This window comes from Streptomyces sp. NRRL B-1347 (assembly GCF_000720325.1).
In the GTDB taxonomy this organism is placed as follows: domain Bacteria; phylum Actinomycetota; class Actinomycetes; order Streptomycetales; family Streptomycetaceae; genus Streptomyces.
The window spans coordinates 1-18882 of record NZ_JOJM01000011.1; the positions used below are offsets into that span (position 1 = coordinate 1).

At 71.8% G+C, this 18882-nt stretch carries 13 protein-coding genes and 1 pseudogene; 9 read left to right on the forward strand and 5 right to left on the reverse strand.

The window, feature by feature from the left end; translation table 11 throughout:
- The 3 genes from IG74_RS53415 to ptsP form a co-directional block, all read left to right on the forward strand.
- A partial coding sequence (locus tag IG74_RS53415) for a hypothetical protein (RefSeq protein ID WP_234334320.1) occupies positions 1 to 268 on the forward strand: 268 nt, incomplete at its 5' end.
- A 283-nt stretch (positions 269 to 551) separates the two neighbouring features.
- Positions 552 to 1001 carry a PTS sugar transporter subunit IIA gene (locus IG74_RS0112700; RefSeq protein ID WP_030674555.1) on the forward strand — a complete coding sequence of 150 codons (450 nt, stop codon included), beginning with the start codon at positions 552 to 554 and terminating at the stop codon, positions 999 to 1001.
- A gap of 80 nt (positions 1002 to 1081) precedes the next feature.
- The gene (gene ptsP, locus IG74_RS0112705; RefSeq protein ID WP_030674557.1) at positions 1082 to 2752 is read left to right on the forward strand and encodes a phosphoenolpyruvate--protein phosphotransferase; all 1671 of its coding nucleotides are present in this window, start codon (positions 1082 to 1084) and stop codon (positions 2750 to 2752) included.
- 80 nt (positions 2753 to 2832) lie between these two features.
- On the opposite strand, the gene IG74_RS0112710 is transcribed toward ptsP, so the two are convergent.
- Positions 2833 to 3723 carry a hypothetical protein gene (locus IG74_RS0112710; protein WP_030674559.1) on the reverse strand — a complete coding sequence of 297 codons (891 nt, stop codon included), beginning with the start codon at positions 3721 to 3723 and terminating at the stop codon, positions 2833 to 2835.
- Positions 3724 to 3799: 76 nt separating this feature from the next.
- On the reverse strand, positions 3800 to 5782 hold the full coding sequence (locus IG74_RS0112715) for an acetoacetate--CoA ligase (protein ID WP_030674561.1): 1983 nt from the start codon (positions 5780 to 5782) through the stop codon (positions 3800 to 3802).
- Between the two features lie 213 nt (positions 5783 to 5995).
- On the opposite strand from IG74_RS0112715, the gene IG74_RS0112720 reads away from it, so the two are divergent.
- Positions 5996 to 8365: a glycoside hydrolase family 31 protein gene (locus IG74_RS0112720; protein ID WP_030674563.1), complete on the forward strand. Its 2370-nt coding sequence runs from the start codon at positions 5996 to 5998 to the stop codon at positions 8363 to 8365.
- Positions 8366 to 8390: 25 nt separating this feature from the next.
- Here IG74_RS0112720 and IG74_RS0112725 read toward each other — a convergent pair whose 3' ends face one another.
- A complete protein-coding gene (locus IG74_RS0112725) occupies positions 8391 to 8924 on the reverse strand; it encodes an NUDIX domain-containing protein (protein WP_030674567.1) in 534 nt (177 codons plus the stop codon).
- 71 nt (positions 8925 to 8995) lie between these two features.
- Between IG74_RS0112725 and IG74_RS0112730 the strand changes: the two genes are divergently transcribed.
- The 5 genes and pseudogenes from IG74_RS0112730 to glpK all read left to right on the forward strand — a co-directional run bounded on the left by IG74_RS0112730 (position 8996) and on the right by glpK (position 14260).
- On the forward strand, positions 8996 to 9799 hold the full coding sequence (locus IG74_RS0112730; protein WP_030674570.1) for a M15 family metallopeptidase: 804 nt from the start codon (positions 8996 to 8998) through the stop codon (positions 9797 to 9799).
- A gap of 84 nt (positions 9800 to 9883) precedes the next feature.
- Positions 9884 to 10309 carry a Zn-ribbon domain-containing OB-fold protein gene (locus tag IG74_RS0112735; RefSeq protein WP_030674572.1) on the forward strand — a complete coding sequence of 142 codons (426 nt, stop codon included), beginning with the start codon at positions 9884 to 9886 and terminating at the stop codon, positions 10307 to 10309.
- Positions 10306 to 11490 (forward strand): annotated as a pseudogene (locus IG74_RS0112740) (lipid-transfer protein); the annotation flags it as partial. The gene IG74_RS0112735 and the pseudogene IG74_RS0112740, both read left to right, overlap by 4 nt.
- A 402-nt stretch (positions 11491 to 11892) precedes the next feature.
- Positions 11893 to 12648: an MIP/aquaporin family protein gene (locus IG74_RS0112745; RefSeq protein ID WP_030674578.1), complete on the forward strand. Its 756-nt coding sequence runs from the start codon at positions 11893 to 11895 to the stop codon at positions 12646 to 12648.
- Positions 12649 to 12724: 76 nt separating this feature from the next.
- On the forward strand, positions 12725 to 14260 hold the full coding sequence (gene glpK, locus IG74_RS0112750; RefSeq protein ID WP_030674581.1) for a glycerol kinase GlpK: 1536 nt from the start codon (positions 12725 to 12727) through the stop codon (positions 14258 to 14260).
- 208 nt (positions 14261 to 14468) lie between these two features.
- Here the strand turns inward: glpK and IG74_RS0112755 are convergent, their stop codons facing one another.
- Positions 14469 to 15074 (reverse strand): GTP-binding protein, encoded by a 606-nt coding sequence (locus tag IG74_RS0112755; RefSeq protein WP_030674585.1) that lies wholly within the window; start codon positions 15072 to 15074, stop codon positions 14469 to 14471.
- Positions 15075 to 15091: 17 nt separating this feature from the next.
- A complete protein-coding gene (locus tag IG74_RS0112760; protein WP_078868752.1) occupies positions 15092 to 18862 on the reverse strand; it encodes a hydantoinase B/oxoprolinase family protein in 3771 nt (1256 codons plus the stop codon).
- Positions 18863 to 18882 lie beyond the last annotated feature (20 nt).

Here is an 18882-nt window from a genome sequence, read left to right on the forward strand (position 1 = left end):
TTCCTTTGTACTCACCCTCTCGGGCTTTCCTCCGGGCGCTTCCCTTCGGTATTTCGTGTTTCCGACTCTATCAGATCTTTCCGGCTTCCCGGTCCGTTCTGACTTCCTCGGTGCTTTCCGGCCTTTCGGCCTTCCGGCGGTTCCGACTTTATCAGATCTTCTCGGCTTCCCGATCCGTTCCGATTTTCATCGACGCCTTTCAGGTATTCGCTTTCGCGTTTCCCGTTCCGGCGGTTCCGACTCTATCAAGCCTTTTCCGTCTCGCTGACCACGATCATTTCGCAGGCACACGGAACCAGACCCCGCGTTAGGATCTGACTTGAAAGAGACTGCCGAGCCTGGACGCTGATCGCGTCGCTTGGCCCTGGGCAGGAACCCGACTCTACATGGGGGTTCCGGGCGGCGCAAATCGTTTGTGCTGCGCTCCTACGTCCGCCAACCAGGACCTTCGTGCGGAACCGGGACTTCCTATGACTTACCCTTCTGAACAGTGCGTCGTCCAGGACAGGTAGTGGCGGCGGTTACCAATCTCCACCCCCTGGGAGGCCCCCATGACTAGCGTGACGTCCCCGCTCGCCGGACGCGCCATCGGACTCGCTGCGGTACCGGACCCCGTCTTCTCGGGCGCCATGGTCGGCCCCGGCACGGCCATTGATCCCGTGCGCGAGGCGTCCGAGGCCGTGGCCCCCGTCGACGGCATCATCGTCTCGCTCCACCCCCACGCCTTCGTCGTCGTCGACGACCAGGGCCACGGCGTGCTGACGCACCTGGGCATCGACACCGTTCAGCTCAATGGCGAGGGTTTTGAACTTCTTGTCAATAAGGGTGACACCGTACAGCGCGGCCAGGCCGTCGTGCGCTGGAACCCCGCGGCGGTCGAGGCCGCCGGCAAGTCTCCGGTGTGCCCCGTCGTGGCGCTCGAGGCGACGGCCGAGTCCCTGGCCGACGTCGTCGAGGACGGCGACGTGAAGTCCGGCGACGCTCTCTTCAGCTGGAAGTGACGTCGGCGCCGTCGGTGTGCGACGGCAGGCAGTACAACCACCGCGGCGGCTGGGCCCGCCGCACTATCGGAGACGGTGAGATGGAGACAACGCTGCGAGGCGTCGGCGTAAGCCACGGGGTGGCCATCGGCGAGGTTCGGCACATGGGGACGGCGGTGCTGGAACCGCCTGCCAAGCAGATCCCGGCGGACGAGGCGGAGCGCGAACAGGGGCGCGCCCGTCAGGCCGTCGAGGCCGTCGCGGCCGACCTGATGGCGCGCGGCAACCTGGCCGGCGGTGAGGCTCAGGCCGTGCTCGAGGCCCAGGCGATGATCGCGCAGGACCCGGAGCTGATGGCCGACGCGGACCGGCGCATCGCGGTGGGCAGCTCGGCGGAGCGCGCCGTCTACGACGCCTTCTCCTACTACCGCGAGCTCCTCGCGGGCGCGGGCGAGTACATGGCGGGTCGCGTCGCCGACCTCGACGACGTGCGGAACCGTATCGTCGCTCGGCTGCTCGGCGTCCCGATGCCGGGCGTCCCGGACAGCGACGAGCCGTACGTCCTCATCGCCCGGGACCTCGCCCCGGCGGACACCGCGCTGCTCGACCCGGCGCTCGTCCTCGGCTTCGTGACCGAAGAGGGCGGCCCGACCAGCCACAGCGCGATCCTGGCGCGGGCGCTCGGCGTCCCCGCCGTCGTGGCCCTGCCCGGCGCCGGCGAGCTGGCCGAGGGCACGGTCGTGGCCGTGGACGGCAGCACCGGTGAGATCTTCGTGGACCCGAGCGCGGAGAAGCGTGCCGAGCTGGAGGCCGCGGCCGCCGCGCGCAAGGCCGCGCTCGCCGCGTCGACCGGTCCGGGCGCGACCTCCGACGGGCACAAGGTGCCGCTGCTCGCGAACGTCGGCGGCCCCGCCGACGTCCCCGCCGCGGTCGAGGCGGGCGCCGAGGGCGTCGGCCTGTTCCGTACGGAGTTCCTCTTCCTCGACGACAGCTCCAAGGCGCCGAGCGAGGAGAAGCAGGTCGAGGCGTACCGCCAGGTACTCGAGGCCTTCCCCGAGGGGCGCGTCGTCGTGCGCGTCCTGGACGCGGGCGCCGACAAGCCGCTGGACTTCCTCACGCCGACCGACGAGCCGAACCCGGCTCTGGGCGTACGTGGGCTGCGGTCGCTGCTCGACCACCCCGAGGTGCTGCGCACGCAGCTGACCGCGCTGGCCAAGGCCGCCGAGGGTCTGCCCGTCTACCTCGAAGTCATGGCGCCGATGGTCGCGGACCGCGCCGACGCCAAGGCGTTCGCCGACGCCTGCCGCGAGGCCGGGCTCCAGGCGAAGTTCGGCGCGATGGTGGAGATCCCCTCCGCCGCGCTGCGGGCGCGCTCGATCCTCCAGGAGGTCGAGTTCCTGTCCCTGGGCACCAACGACCTGGCGCAGTACACCTTCGCCGCCGACCGTCAGGTCGGTGCGGTGTCCCGGCTCCAGGACCCGTGGCAGCCCGCGCTGCTCGACCTGGTCGCACTGTCCGCGGACGCGGCGAAGGCCGAGGGCAAGAGCTGTGGCGTCTGTGGCGAGGCCGCGTCGGACCCGCTGCTCGCCTGCGTCCTGACGGGTCTGGGTGTCACCTCCTTGTCCATGGGTGCCGCTTCGATTCCTTACGTGCGTGCGACGCTCGGCAAGTACACGCTGGCCCAGTGCGAGCGGGCCGCGGCCGCGGCCCGTGCCGCGGACAGCGCCGAGGAGGCCCGCAAGGCCGCGCAGGCCGTGCTCTCCGGCGAGTAGGAGGAGTACGGACGGGCCTGGCTCGTAGAAGTACGGCTTCGAGGGGCGCTTCACCGCAAGGTGGGGCGCCCCTCGGGCGTTCAGTGGTGGTGGCCTCCCCCGGGCTCTTCGTCTCCGAGGTCGGGTGCCGCGCTGTAGTCGACGCCCGGCTCCGGGGCGATCAGGTCGCCGGAGAGCGCGTCGGTGCAGTAGGCGTCGAAGACCTCGGCCGCGGTGAGGGGGCGCAGGCGCTCGCCCTCCAGGCGCCAGCCCTGGACGCGGTCGCCGGTCTCGTCGCTGGTGCGCATGACGAGGCCGCCCGAGCTTCGGGTGGCGATGCCGACCGCGAGGACCGTGGTGAACTCCAGGGCCTCGGCCTCGTCCAGGCGGGGTTTCCCCTCGTCGTCGTGTCCGGCGTGCAGGGCGGCGAGGAGTGTCTGGCCGTCGCACGGGACGCTGCACACCAGGTGGCGCGGGCCCGTGCCCACTGTGTCGAGTACGCGCATCAGCAGGTCGGAGGCGCGGGCGAAGGCGGACCTGCCGATGTCCACGCCGCACTCGGCGCAGGCGCCGATGCCGGCCAGGAGCATCGTCGCGTACTCCCACGTGGTCTGTCGCACCGTCTCGTCGACGAGGTCGGGGACGAGGTCGGTCAGCGCCTGGCCCTCGTACGGAACGGTGGGGCCCGCTGTCGCCAGTTCGGCGGCGAAGCGGGCCCGGCTGGCGGAGGCGTCCGGGGCGAGCCCGGTGTCCGCGCAGAACTCCTCGTACTCCTCCGGGTCGAAGAGGGCGATGCTCGTGAGCCTGCCCTGGGCGGCCAGGGATTTGAGGAGCCCCTCCACCTCTTGGAGGTAGGTCACGTGGTCGTCGAAGGTGAAGGTGCGATAGCGGCGCATCGCCGCGAAGTCGCTCTCGTCGGCCAGCAGGCCGATGGTCCCGGCGACTTCGCGGCGCAAGGCGCGGCGCATGGTGTGGTGCTGGCTGTGCCCCATGATTTCCCCCTGCGGTCTGTCGATCAACGCTCACCCAACGTAACGGGTGGCACTGACAACGGCCGCCGGGCGGGCGTCAGGCGCGGTCGCGGGCCAGCTGCTCGTAGAAGCGGAGCAGCTCGATGTTGTCGACGGAGCCGGGGTTGACGGCCTTGTCGAGGGGGGTGCCCTGCAGGAGGCGCTTGACCGGGACTTCGATGCGCTTGCCGGTGAGGGTGTGCGGGATGGCGGGGACTTCGATGACCTCGTCCGGGACGTGCCGGGGGGACAGCTGTGTGCGGATGGTCGTCTTGATACGGGCGCGCAGGTCGTCGTCGAGGGCGGCGCCGGGGGCGAGGTGGATGAACAGCGGCATCCAGTACCCGCCGTCGGGCAGTTCGACGCCGATGACGAGGGACTCGCGGATCTCCGGGAGCCGTTCGACGGCTTCGTAGATGTCGGCCGAGCCCATGCGGACGCCCTGGCGGTTGAGCGTGGAGTCGGAGCGGCCGTGGATGACGACGGAGCCGCGCGCGGTGAGGGTGATCCAGTCGCCGTGGCGCCAGACACCGGGATAGGTGTCGAAGTAGCTGTCGTGGTAGCGGCTGCCGTCCGGGTCGTTCCAGAAGTGGATGGGCATCGACGGCATGGGGTTGGTGACCACGAGTTCGCCGACCTCGTCGACGAGTGGCTTGCCCTGGGGGTCCCAGGCCTGGAGGTCGGTGCCGAGGCAGGGGGCCTGGAGCTCACCGATGTGCACGGGCAGCGTGGGCACGGCTCCTGCGAAGCAGGAGCACACGTCGGTGCCGCCGCTGACGGAGGCGATCCACACGGGTCCCGTCACCTCGGCGAAGGCGTCGTGCAGCCAGCGGAAGCCGTCGGGCGGCAGCGGTGAGCCGGTGGTGGCGACGCACCGCACGCGCGAGAGGTCGAAGTCGCGCGCGGGGTGCACGTCCGCCTTGCGGCAGGCCATGACGTACGCGGCCGAGGTCCCGAAGAGCGTGGCTCCGGTGCGTTCGGCGATGCGCCACTGGGCGCCGGTGTCCGGGTGGCCGGGGCTGCCGTCGTAGAGGACGATCGTGGTGCCCGTGAGCAGGCCGGAGACGAGGAAGTTCCACATCATCCAGCCGGTCGAGGTGTACCAGAAGAACCGGTCGTCGGGCCCGAGGTCGCAGTGCAGGCCGATCTGCTTGAGGTGCTCGACGAGGATGCCGCCCTGGGACTGGACGATGGCCTTGGGCAGGCCTGTGGTGCCGGAGGAGTAGAGCACCCACAGGGGGTGGTCGAAGGGGACGGGCTCGAAGACGGGGGCCGTGTCCGCCGCGGTGAGCGCGGACCACTCCAGGGTGCCTTCGGGGGCCTCGGTGCCGAGGAGCGGGATGTGGACGACCGCGCGCAGGGTGGGCAGTTCGCGGCGCAGCTCGGCGACGGTGTCGCGGCGGTCGTGCTCCTTGCCGCCGTAGCGGTAGCCGTCGACAGTGAAGAGGACCACCGGTTCGACCTGCTGGAAGCGGTCGAGGACGCTGCGGGCGCCGAAGTCGGGGGCACAGGAGGTCCAGACGGCTCCGACGGCCGCGGTGGCGAGGAGCGCGACGACGGCCTGCGGGATGTTCGGCAGGTAGCCGCTGACGCGGTCCCCGGGGCGTACGCCGAGGGTGCGCAGCTCGGCGGCGAGGGAGCCCACCTGGCGGCGCAGCTCGGACCAGGTGACGGGGGTCGGGTCGTGGGTCTCGTCGACGTACAGGAGGGCGGGGGCGTCCGCGCGCGTGGGGTCCTCACCGGCGCGCAGGGCGTGTTCGGCGTAGTTCAGGGTGGCGCCGGGGAACCACTCGGCGCCGGGCATGGAGCGATCGCCGAGCACGCGCGCGTAGGGGGCGGTGAAGCGCACGTCGAACCAGTCGGTGACGGCCTTCCAGAAGGTGTCGAGCTCGTCCACGGACCAGCGGTGCAGGGCCGCGTAGCCGCCGGTGGCGGGAGCTCCGTGGTGTTCGGCCGCCCAGGCCTGGAAGCGCGTGATCTGGGCGCCGGCGATCCGCTCCTGGTCCGGCTGCCAGAGCGGCGAGGGGTTCGCTGTGGACATGCGGCTGCTCCTGGGCTGTACGCGTCGTGGGCGGCTGTCGTGCGCACGGGCTTGGTGTGCGCGTGACACGGCTGACAGGACGATGCCACGTGATCGACTTCCGCACCAGGGTCTGCCGCGCCGGTGCGGCCGGGCGACGGCGGACGGGGCCCTTGAGTGAACGGCAGTTGAACGCGGTGCACCCGCTCCTCCTTCGGTGGCAGGGTGAGCAGCATGAACGGTCGTGACCTGGTGCGTTCGGTGAAGGCGGTCGGCTTGTCCGACCCGGCCCGGAAGGTGCGCGAGGTGCGCTCCGCATGGCGTCGGCGGCGGGCCGACGCGGCCGGTCTCGCTCCTCGGGGTGCCGAGCGGGCCCGGACGCCGGGTCCTGTGACGATCGTGGAGCCGGGGCCCGGCGGTGGCGTGGTGCGGTTCGCGCGGTCCGAGCTGCGGGTGCGGGTGACGGCGGGTGGGGCCGTGTTCTGGGGCTGGGACGGGGCCGAGCCGGATCCGTCGTACGCGCTGGTGGGAGGGAGTCCCGAGGCGGATCCCAGGGCGGTTCTGGAGCCCGACAAGGAGGGCGGCTGGCGGGTGGTGTCGGAGCGGGCGACGGTGGTCGTCTCGCGCCACGGTGCGGTGGAGCTGCGGACGCCCGGTGGCGTGGTGCTGCGGCGCGATCTGCCGCCGCGCTGGTGGGAGCCGGTGGGCGGGGGGACGGCGCGCTGGGTGCAGCGGTCGGAGGTGGCGGCGGACGCGCGGTTCTTCGGGCTCGGCGGGAGGGCTGCGGGGCCACGGCTGCGGAATGGGACGTACCGCTTGTGGAACACCGATCCGGGGGGTTCGTTCGAGCCCGGTGACGATCCGCTGTACATCACGATGCCGGTGCAGCTGGTGGTCGCCGACGTGGGCACGCACCTGGTGTTCCACGACAACAGCTGGGACGGCTCGGTGACGCTGCGCGAGGGCCTGGAGGGTGCCGGTTCCGGTCACGACCGGCTGGGGTCCTGCGAGGTGCGGATGGACGGCGGGCCGCTGCGGTGCTGGGTGATGGTGGGGACTCCCGCGCGCGTGCTGCACTCCTGGGCGTCGCTGACGGGCGCGCCCGCGGTGCCGCCCGCGTGGGCCCTGGGCCACCATCACGCGCGCTGGGGCTTCGGCAGCGAGCGTGAGGTGCGGCGGGTCGTGGCGGGCTACCAGGAGCGCGGGTTGCCGCTGGACGCCGTCCACTTGGACATCGACCACTTCGACGCGCACCAGGTGTTCACCGTCGACAAGGAGCGCTTCCCTACGCTGCCGCAGCTGGCCGGGGAGCTGCGCCGGGACGGGATCCGTCTGGTGTCGATCGTGGACCCCGCGGTGAAGGCGGCGCCGGGCAACGCCGTGTACGACGGCGGGATGGCGGCGGACGCCTTCGTGCGGGACGCGGCGGGGCGGGTCGTGCGGGGTCTCGTGTGGCCCGGTGATTCGGTGTTCCCGGACTTCACTGCGGGGCGGGTGCGCAAGTGGTGGGGCGGCCTGTACGACGAGCGGCTCGGACAGGGGTTCTCGGGCTTCTGGCACGACATGAACGAGCCGGTGTCGTTCGCGGCCTTCGGGGAGACGACGCTGCCCCGTTCGGCCCGGCACGCGCTGGAGGGCCGCGGCGGTGACCACCGGGAGGCGCACAACGTGTACGCGCTGGGCATGGCCCGGGCGGGGTACGAGGCGATGCGCGAACTGCGGCCTACGGAGAGGCCGTTCGTGTTCTCGCGCTCCGGCTGGGCGGGGATGCAGCGCTACGGAGGGACGTGGTCGGGCGACGTGGCCTCTACGTGGGAGGGGTTGCGGGCGTCGCTGGCGCTGGTGCTGGGGCTCGGCCTGTGCGGGGTGCCCTATTCGGGGCCTGATGTGGGCGGCTTCGACGGCAGTCCGTCCCCGGAGCTGTTCCTGCGGTGGTTCCAGCTCGGCGCGTATCTGCCGCTGTTCCGTACGCACGCGGCGCTGCGGGCGGGTCGTAGGGAGCCCTGGGAGTTCGGCCCCGAGGTGCTGGAGCACGCGCGCATGGCGCTCGCGGAACGCCGTCGGCTGTTGCCGTACTTCGTCACGCTGGCGCAGCTGGCGCGGCGTACGGGGGCACCGTATGTGCGCCCCTTGTGGTGGGTCAGTCCCGAGGACAGGGCACTACGGGACTACGAGGACGCGTTCTTGCTCGGTGACGGGCTGCTCGTGGCGCCGGTGCTGTCGGAGGGGGCCGCGCGGCGGACCGTACGGCTGCCTCCGGGACGGTGGTACGACACCGTGACCGGGACGGCGTACGAGGGGCCCTGCAAGGCGGTCCTGGAGGCGCCGCTGTCCCGCATCCCGGTGCTCGCGCGGGCGGGTGCGGTGCTGCCCGTGCGGGGCGAGGACGGGCGGCTCGCCCTGGACGTCTGGGCGCCGCCCAAGGGGCGCACCGGCGGAGGCCTGGTGATAGCCGACCCCGGGGACGGGTGGGAGGAGCCGGAGCTCCAGCGCTACGGCGTGCGCTGGAGCGGGGACGAACTGCTCGTCGAGCGGGAGGGCGAGAAGGGCGGCGGGTATCCGGTGGAGTACGCGGTGCGGATCCGGGGACTCGCGGCGCCCTAGGGGCCGCCCTCTCGCGCTCCGCGGTTCAGATGTAGCGCCCTTCGAACCAGGCCCGTACCACCGACGTGTGCAAGGGGAAGGCGAGTTCCGTGGGGCGGTACAGGAGCTCCCAGCCCTCGGTCTCGTCCGTGGGGGTGGACTGGGGCAGGTCGGCCGCGGGGCGCTCCGGGAGCAGTCCGAACAGGAGCAGATGGCCGTCGGGGGAGCTGAGGACCTCGACGATGCGTACATCGCGGCTCGCGGCGCTGATGCCGGTCTCTTCCTTGAGCTCCCGGGCGACCGCGTGGCGCCAGTCCTCCCGGTGGTCCACGTAGCCGCCGGGCAGGGCGGAGCCACCGCGCGCGGGGGCGATGGAACGGGTCACGACGACAAGGGAGGTGCCCTTCGTGTCGTACACCGGCTGAAGGGCGATGGCCACGGGCAGGGGGTTGCGGTAGACCACGGCCTCGCAGTCGGAGCAGGTGCGGGGCCAGCCGGCGACGTGGTCTCCGTAGCGCGCGCCGCAGCTCGAGCAGTGGGCGTCCGGCGCGGAGTTGGTGGGGTGCTGGGATGGGGACACGCGGCGGACTGTAGCCGATCTCCGGGCGTCGGTCTTCCGTGGAGTACGGAGATGCTGATAGACGCTCGGACATGACAGCATTCGCTCCCGCTCTGCGGGGACTCGCCCTTGCCGCCGTTGCCCTCTTCGCCGTGGCGGCCGCGCCCGCGCCCGCCGAGGCACGCACGGAACCGGAAGCTCCGGATGGATTCGTGGCGTTGAGGGACGTCGACCCGACGATCATCCAGGAGATGCGCTACTTCACGCCGCACAACTTCGTGGGCGAGCGCGTCGACGGCTATCGGCAGCCGATGTGCATCCTCACCGAACCGGCGGCCAAGGCCCTCCGCACGGCGCAGCGCGCACTCCTCCGGAAGGGCTACTCCCTCAAGGTGTACGACTGCTACCGGCCGCAGCGGGCCGTCGACCACTTCGTGCGCTGGGCCGAGGACCTGGGGGACGAGCGGATGAAGGCGGAGTTCTACCCCCGGGTCGACAAGTCGCGGCTCTTCGAGGACGGCTACATCGCGAAGAAGTCCGGGCACAGCCGGGGTTCGACGGTCGATCTGACGGTCGTGCGGCTGCCCGCGCCGCCCACCCGGCCGTATGTCCCCGGAGAGCCCCTGAAGCCGTGCTACGCGCCCCGGAGCGAGCGCTTTCCGGACAACTCCGTCGACATGGGCACGGGCTACGACTGCTTCGACACGCTGTCCCACACGGACGATCCGCGCGTCACCGGCAAGCAGCGCGCGCACCGGGATCTGCTGCGGGGCGCGCTGGCCAAGGCCGGTTTCGTCAATCTGCCGGAGGAGTGGTGGCACTTCACGTACAAGCCGGAGCTCTTCCCCGACACGTACTTCGACTTCCCGGTGTCACGCCGTTCGCTGCCCCACTGACGCGGCGGGCCTCGCCGTGACACACTTCTGACGTCCCGTCAGATCTGTTGTCCTGGAGGGCTCATGTCGCCGAAGCGGGCGCCTGTGGTGGCGCAGTGGTTCGCCGGGGAGGGGGATTCCTTCCGGCTGTTGGGGACGCGGTGCGCGCGGTGTGCCACGGTCCACTTCCCCCGCGAGGACGGCTTCTGCCGCAATCCGGGGTGCGGGGGCGGCGAGCTGGTCGAGGTCGCGCTGTCACGGCGGGGGCGGGTGTGGTCGTACACCGACGGGCGGTATCGCCCGCCGGAGCCGTACGTCTCCGATCCGGAACTTCCGTGGCGGCCCTACACGTTGATCGCTGTGGAGCTCGAGGCCGAGCGCATGGTCGTGCTCGGCCAGGGGGCTCCCGGCGTGACCGTCGCCGACCTGGAGGTCGGGATGGAGGTCGAGGTCGTGTCCGGCGTGCTCCATGAGGACGCGGAGGCGGTCTGGACCACGTGGCACTGGCGTCCGGTGGGGGTGACGGCATGACGGGCGAGGTGGCGGTGCTCGGGGCGGGCATGCACCCCTGGGGCAAGTGGGGGCGCGGCTTCGTCACGTACGGCACGGTGGCGGCCCGCGCCGCCCTGGCGGACGCGGGCGTCGACTGGCGGGACGTGGGCTCGGTCGTCGGCGCGGACACGGTGCGCGGCGGCTATCCGGGGTACGTGGCGGGGGCGACCTTCGCCAGGGCGCTCGGCTGGCAGGGCGCGCGCGTGGCGAGCGTGTACGCGGCGTGCGCGTCCGGGGCCCAGGCCATCGCCACGGCACGCGCACAGCTGCTCGCGGGGCTCGCGGACGTCGTGCTCGTGGTCGGCGCGGACGCCGCCCCCAAGGGGTTCTTCCGGCCCGCCGGCGGCGAACGGCCGGACGACCCGGACTGGCTGCGCTTCCGCGTACTCGGCGCGACGAACCCGGCGTACTTCGCCCTGTACGCCCGTCGCCGCATGGCCGTCCACGGCGACACGCTGGACGACTTCGCGCAGGTCAAGGTGAAGAACGCGGCCCTGGGGGCGTTGAATCCACACGCCCGCTACCGCAAGGCCGTCACCGCCGACGAGGTCGCCGCGTCGGCCGTCGTGGCGGACCCCTTGCGGCTGCTCGACATCTGCGCGACCTCCGACGGGGCGGCGGCCCTGGTGCTGTCCACGATGGAGTTCGCCCGGCGGCACGGCGCGTCCGACCCGGTGCGCATCCGCGCGGTGTCCACGGTCACGCCGACGTATCCGAACACGGTCCTGGACCTCCCGGACATCGCCACCGACTCGGCCGCCGCCGTGCCACCCGCCGAGCGGACGTTCCGGGCGTCGATCGCGCACGCCGCGTACGAGGAGGCGGGCATCGGCCCGGACGACCTCTCCTTGGCCGAGGTGTACGACCTGTCGACCGCGCTGGAGCTCCAGTGGTACGAGGACCTGGGGCTGTGCGGCGAGGGCGAGGGGGCCAAGCTGCTGCGCGCCGGAGCGACCTCCCCGGGCGGGCGCATACCGGTGAACACCAGCGGCGGGCTCGCCTCCTTCGGAGAGGCCGTCCCGGCGCAGGCGATAGCCCAAGTCTGCGAGCTGACCTGGCAGTTGAGGGGCGAGGCGGGCGGCCGTCAGGTGGCCGGGGCGCGGGTGGGCCTCACCGCGAACCAGGGGCTCTTCGGGCATGGCTCCTCGGTGATCGCGGTCCGCTGAGTCCCGTGGAGGGCGTTCCTCCGCACGGCACGGAGCCGTTCCGCCGCACGGCACGGGGGCCAGTCACGGAAGGGCGTGCGCCGGTTAACCGATGGTGTCGGCGACCTTGACGCTCCATCACTGGCGGTGAACACTTCCCGGTGTCAGTCGGCATCGCCGTTCTTCGGCTCCGTGCCGCTCAGGGCCCGTGTGCTCTCCCAGGCTCTGCAAGAAGGGCCTGTTCAGCGGGCTATCCCCCCATGGGCGATGCGACTGTGACGGCACGCTCGTCACCGGGGCGCGGGAGTCCCCTGCCACGGCGGATGCTGCCGTGCGTGAGCGGGCTGTAGTCGTGGGAAGCGCACCCTGCACGGAGGACCGGGGCCCGTCGCCCCGGGCGAGGGACTAGGAGCCGCCATGTACTCGAACGGGGACATCTTCGTCGGTGAGGTCATCGGCACCGCGATTCTGATTCTCTTCGGCGCCGGCGTATGTGCCGCCGTCACCCTCAACCACTCGAAGGCCAAAGCCTCCGGATGGGTCGTCATCGCCCTCGGGTGGGGCTTCGGCGTGCTGGCGGGGGCCTACACCGCCGGTCCGCTGTCCGGCGGCCACCTCAACCCCGCCGTGACGCTCGGCATCGCCATCGACACCGACAAGTGGGGCAAGGTCTGGATCTATCTGGCCGGACAGATGGTCGGCGCGATGCTCGGCGCCGTCCTCGCGTACCTCACGTACCTCGCGCAGTTCAACGCCAACGTGCCGACGGGCGGCAAGGACGGCCGGGCGGGCGCCCAGGGGCCCACGCCGACGCTCGGCATCTTCTCCACCATCCCGGAGATCCGGAACCCGGTCGCCAACCTGGTCACCGAGGTCATCGCGACGGTAGGCCTGGTCCTTCCCATCCTCGCCTTCGGGCTCACCAAGGGCCTCGGCGAGTCGGGTACGCAGACGCTGATCGTCGCCTTCCTGGTCGTCGGCATCGGCCTCTCGCTCGGCGGGCCCACCGGCTACGCCATCAACCCGGCCCGTGACCTCGGTCCGCGCATCGTGCACCAGTTCCTGCCGATCCCCAACAAGGGCACGTCCGACTGGAGCTACGCCTGGATTCCGGTGGCCGGTCCGCTGATCGGCGGCGCCCTCGCGGGCGTCATCTACAACGCAGCCTTCTGAGCGGCAGCCCGGGGGACCTCCAGCGCTCCCGGGCCGCCTCCGACGCTCCCCGAGCAGCTTCCGACAAGGAGGAGCCATGACGGACAGCTCCGAGAAATTCGTCGCCGCGATCGACCAGGGCACCACCTCTAGCCGCTGCATCATCTTCAACCGGGACGGCGCGATCGTCGCCGTGGACCAGCGCGAGCACCGCCAGATCTTCCCCAAGCCCGGCTGGGTCGAGCACGACGCCACCGAGATCTGGTCCAAGGTGCAGGCCGTGGTCGCGGGCGCGATCGCCAAGGCCGGACTGCGCGCCGACCAGCTCAGCGCGCTCGGCATCACCAACCAGCGGGAGACCACGGTCCTGTGGGACCGTGCCACGGGCAAGCCGGTGCACAACGCCATCGTCTGGCAGGACACCCGTACCTCCGCGCTCTGCACCGAGCTGGGCGGCACGGACGGCCAGGACCGCTTCCGCGAGCAGACCGGCCTGCCCCTGGCGAGCTACTTCTCCGGGCCCAAGGCGGCCTGGCTGCTGGACAACGTGCCGGGCCTGCGCGCGCGTGCCGAGCGGGGCGACATCGCCTTCGGCACGATCGACTCCTGGCTCATCTGGAACCTCACCGGCGGCACCGACGGCGGCGTCCACGTCACGGACGTCACCAACGCCGGGCGCACGATGCTGATGAACTTGGAAACGCTCCAGTGGGACTCCTCGATCCTGTCCGCGATGAACGTGCCCGAGGCGGTCCTGCCGGAGATCAGGTCGTCGGCCGAGGTGTACGGAACGGCCGTGGGGCAACTGGCCGGAGTGCCCGTCGCCTCCGCCCTCGGCGACCAGCAGGCGGCCGTCTTCGGGCAGGCCTGCTACGACACCGGTACGGCCAAGAACACGTACGGGACGGGCAGTTTCCTGCTGCTCAACACCGGGAACAGGCCCGTGCCGTCCAAGAGCGGGCTGCTCACCACGATGGGCTACAAGATCGGCAGCGAGGCGCCCGTCTACTGCCTGGAGGGGTCCATCGCGATCACCGGGGCGCTCGTGCAGTGGTTCCGCGACCAGCTCGGCATCATCCGCACGGCCGATGAGATCGAGCCGCTGGCGGCGAGCGTGGACGACAACGGCGGGGCGTACATCGTGCCCGCCTTCTCCGGCCTGTTCGCCCCGTACTGGCGCTCCGACGCGCGCGGTGTCGTCACGGGACTGACCAGGTACGTGACCAAGGCGCATCTGGCACGCGCGGTCCTGGAGGCGACGAGCTGGCAGACCCGCGAGGTCGTCGACGCGATGTACCAGGACTCGGGGGTGCGGATCACCACCTTGAAGGTGGACGGCGGCATGACCAAGAACAACCTGCTGATGCAGCACCAGGCGGACGTGCTCGGCGTGCCCGTGATCCGCCCCAGGATCGCCGAAACGACGTGTCTGGGAGCCGCGTACGCCGCGGGGCTCGCGACGGGCGTGTGGCACGACCTGGACGAGCTGAAGAGCCACTGGCAGCGCGACGTCGAGTGGACGCCGCGGATGGAGGCGCAGGCGCGCGACCGCGAGTACCAGAACTGGCGCAAGGCCGTGGAGCGCAGCTTCGGCTGGCACGACGACGGCACCGACGGCAATGCCCAGGGCTGAGACCCCGCACGCCGAGGCGACGGCGGCGGGCACGCGCGCGTAGCGGGCCGGCAAGGCTCACGCGCGCGTGCGTGGCGGCGGCTCGTACCCCGGTCGGCGAGGGTGCGGGCCGCTCGCGGGGCGCACCCTCGCGGGGCGGGGCGGGGCGGGGCGGCGGGCTCACCTGGCCGCAGGCTCCCGCCGGGCTCAGGTCGGGCTCCTGTCAGACTCAGGTGGCGACGGGCTCGCGGGCCGCGGCGCCGACGGCCATCGCGTGCTCCACCACGTCGATCAGGACCTCCTTGACGGACTCCTTCTCGCGCGCGTCGCACAGCACCACGGGGGTGCCCGGGTCGAGGTCGAGCGCCAGGCGCACCTCGTCGGCCGGGTACTGGTCGGCCCCTTCGAAGCAGTTGACCCCGACGACGAAGGGTATGGAGCGGCGCTCGAAGTAGTCGACGGCGGCGAAGCAGTCCTCGAGGCGGCGGGTGTCGGCGAGCACCACGGCGCCGAGCGCGCCGGTCGCCAGTTCGTCCCACAGGAACCAGAAGCGGTCCTGTCCGGGGGTCCCGAAGAGGTACAGGACGAGGTCCTCGCGGAGGGTGATCCGGCCGAAGTCCATGGCCACGGTGGTGGTGTGCTTGCCCGGGACGCCGTTGACGTCGTCCACGGGGCGGCCGGCCTCGCTGAGCGTCTCCTCCGTACGCAGCGGCTTGATCTCGCTGACCGCGCCGACGAGCGTCGTCTTGCCCACGCCGAAGCCGCCCGCCACCAGGATCTTCAGCGTGACCGGCTCGACGGGGGCCGTACCGCGCTCAGAACGCTTGAAGATCATTGCTCTCTTCTCCTGCATCAGTCATCAGTCGTGTCGCGTACGTCGGTCGTGTCACGTGCGTCAGCCATGCCGTGAGCGTCGGTTGGGGCGGAGGCCGCCGGGTGGGCGGGCGCGGGTGGCGGGCCGTAGCCGCCGCCTCCGGGGGTCTCGATCACGAGGACGTCACCGGGGCCCGCGTCGGCCGTGTCGCTGCCGTCCAGCCGTACGACGGTGCCGTCGGCGCGCTCCACGCGGCCCGAGCCCAGGGCGCCCGGCCGGCCGCCCGCCATGCCGTACGGCGCCACCTTGCGGTGCTGGGACAGCGTGGAGACCGTCATGGGCTCCCGGAAGCGGATGCGGCGTACGGCGCCGTCCCCGCCGTGCCAGTGGCCGTCCCCGCCGCTGCCCCGGCGGACGGCGAACTCGTCGAGCAGGACGGGCAGTCGCCACTCCAGGACTTCGGGGTCCGTGAGGCGCGAGTTGGTCATGTGGGTCTGCACGACGGACGCGCCGTGGAAGCCGTCGCCCGCGCCGGAACCGGAGGCCACCGTCTCGTAGTACTGGTGGCGGTCGTTGCCGAAGGTGACGTTGTTCATGGTGCCGGAGCCCTCGGCCTGGACGCCGAGCGCCGCGTACAGGGCGCCGGTGATGGCCTGCGAGGTCTCCACGTTGCCCGCGACGACGGCCGCGGGCGGCTCCGGCGACAGGAAGGTGCCGGGCGGGACGATGATGCGCAGGGGCCGCAGACAGCCGTCGTTGAGGGGGATGTCGTCGGCCACCAGGGTGCGGAAGACGTACAGGACGGCCGCGTTGACCACAGCGAACGGGGCGTTGAAGTTGGTCGTCAGCTGGGGCGACGTCCCAGTGAAGTCGATGGTGGCCGTGCGCTGCTCGCGGTCCACGGTGACGCGGACCTTGATGACGGCACCCGAGTCCGTTTCGTAGGTGAACTCGCCCTCTTCTAGGGCGTCGATAACGCGGCGCACGGAGTCTTCGGCGTTGTCCTGGACGTGTCGCATGTACGCCTGGACGACGTCGAGCCCGAAGTTGTCGATCATGCGGGCGACTTCGTCGACGCCCTTCTGGTTGGCGGCGACCTGGGCGCGCAGGTCGGCGAGGTTCGTGCCCGGGTTGCGGGAGGGGTAGCGGGTCTCGGTGAGCAGGCGTGAGGTCTCTTCCTCGCGGAAGCGGCCCGCCTCCACCAGGAGCCAGTTGTCGAAGAGGATGCCTTCCTCGTCGATGGTGCGGCTGTGGGCGGGCATGGAGCCGGGCGCGATGCCGCCGATCTCGGCGTGGTGGCCGCGCGAGGCCACGTAGAAGAGGATCCGCTCCCCAAGGGTGTCGAAGACCGGGGTGATGACGGTGACGTCGGGGAGGTGGGTGCCTCCGTGATACGGGTCGTTCACCGCGTACGTGTCGCCGGGGCGCATGGCGGCGCCTCGGCGGCGGATCACCTCTTTGACGCTGGTCCCCATGGAGCCCAGGTGCACGGGGATGTGGGGGGCGTTGGCGACGAGGTTGCCGTCCGGGTCGAACAGGGCGCAGGAGAAATCGAGCCTCTCCTTGATGTTGACCGACTGGGCCGTGGACTCCAGGCGGGCGCCCATCTGTTCGGCGATCGACATGAAGAGGTTGTTGAAGACTTCGAGGAGGACCGGGTCGGCCTCCGTGCTCGCGCGGGAACCCGTGAGCTCCGTGGCCCGTTCCATGACCAGGTGCCCGTCGTCGGTCGTCGCGGCCTGCCAGCCGTCGTCGACGACCGTGGTGGCGCCTGCCTCCGTGATGATCGCAGGGCCGGTGACGGTCCGGCCGGACGGCAGCTCCTCGCGGCGGTGCAGGGGAACTTCGCGCCAGGCCCCGCCCGTGTGCAGACGTACGAGGCGCGCAGCGGCCGTGGCGTCGGGCGTGGCGGCACGGCCGAGGCCGGAGAGGTCCGGGGCTTCGGTGATGCCGGTGGCCTCCACGGAGAGGGCTTCGACGACGACGGGGCGATCCAGGGCGAAGGAGTAGGTGGCGCGATGGCGTTCTTCGAAGGTGCGCCGCATGGCGTCCGGCTCGGTGAGCTCCACGGTGAGCGTGGTGTCGGTGCCGTCGTAGCGCAGGTGCGCGCGGCGCGTGACGCGGACGCGGTCGTCGGGCACGTCCTCCGCGCGCAGCTCGGCGCGGGCGGCCTCCTCCAGGCCGTCCGCCGTCTTCAGGACGTGGTGCATCGCCGCGGCTCCCAGGGGTGCCTCGACGGACTGCTCGCGCATCGACGTGGTGTCGGCGAGGCCGATGCCGAGGGCGGAGAGCACGCCCGCCATGGGCGGCACCAGGACGGTGCGGATTCCGAGCGAGTCGGCGACCATGCACGCGTGCTGCCCGCCCGCGCCGCCGAACGTCGTCAGGGCGTAGCGCGTGACGTCGTGGCCCTTCTGGACGGAGATGCGCTTGACGGCGGCGGCGATGTTGGCCACCGCGATCTGGAGGTAGCCCTCGGCGACCTGTTCCGGTGTGCGGTCGTCGCCGGTGCTCGCGGTGATCTCGCGGGCCAGCGCGGCGAACCGGTCGCGGACCAGTTCCTCGTCCAGCGCCTCGTCGCCGTCCGGGCCGAACACCTGGGGGAAGTGGGCCGCCGGGATGCGGCCGAGCGCGACGTTGGCGTCGGTGAGGGTCAGGGGGCCGCCGCCGCGGTAGCAGGCCGGGCCGGGGGCGGCGCCCGCCGAGTCGGGTCCCACGCGGTAGCGGCTGCCGTCGAAGTGCAGCACGGAGCCGCCGCCCGCGGCCACGGTGTGGATGTCGAGCATGGGGGCGCGCAGCCGCACGCCCGCGATCTGGGTGGTGAAGACGCGTTCGTACTCCCCCGCGTAGTGCGACACGTCCGTCGACGTGCCGCCCATGTCGAAGCCGATGACGCGGTCGTACCCGGCGAGCCGCGACATGCGGGCCATGCCCACGATGCCGCCCGCGGGCCCGGAGAGGACGGCGTCCTTGCCGCGGAACTGCCCGGCTTCGGCGAGTCCGCCGTTGGACTGCATGAACATCAGGCGCACGCCCCGGAGTTCGGCGGCGACGTGCTCGACGTACCGGCGCAGGACGGGCGAGAGGTAGGCGTCGACGACGGCGGTGTCGCCGCGCGGTACGAGCTTCATCAGCGGGCTGACCTCGCTGGACAGCGAGACCTGCGGGAAGCCGATGGCGCGGGCGAGCGCGCCGACGGCCTGCTCGTGGGCGGGGTACAGATGGCTGTGCACGCACACGACGGCGACGGCGCGGATGCCGTCGTCGTAGGCCTGGCGCAGCGGTCCTTCGAGGGCGTCCAGGTCGGGGGCGCGCAGCACCTCGCCGTCGGCGGCCACGCGTTCGTCGACTTCGAGCACGCGCGCGTACAGCTCTTCGGGCAGGACGATCTCGCGGGCGAAGATCTGCGGGCGGTTCTGGTACGCGATGCGCAGGGCGTCGCGGAAGCCCCGGGTGATGACGAGGGCCGTGGGCTCTCCCGTGCGCTCCAGGAGGGCGTTGGTGGCGACGGTGGTGCCCATCCGGACGGCGTCGATCGGTGCGGAGCGCGGATCGGTGGCGCGCCGGGGGTCCTGCGGGTCGCGCGGAGTGGCGGCGGTGCCGGGCGCGCCGCTCGTCTCCTGGGTTCCGGGGGTCTCCGGGGCGCCCTCTTCGGCGAGCAGGTGCGCGATGCCCGCGACGGCCGCGTCCGGGTAGCGCGCGGGGTTGTCCGACAGCAGTTTGTGGGTGCGCAGCCGGCCGTCCGGGCGACGCGCGACGATGTCCGTGAACGTGCCGCCCCTGTCGACCCAGAACTGCCAGCCAGTCACGTCTCAATCCCCGCTTTCGC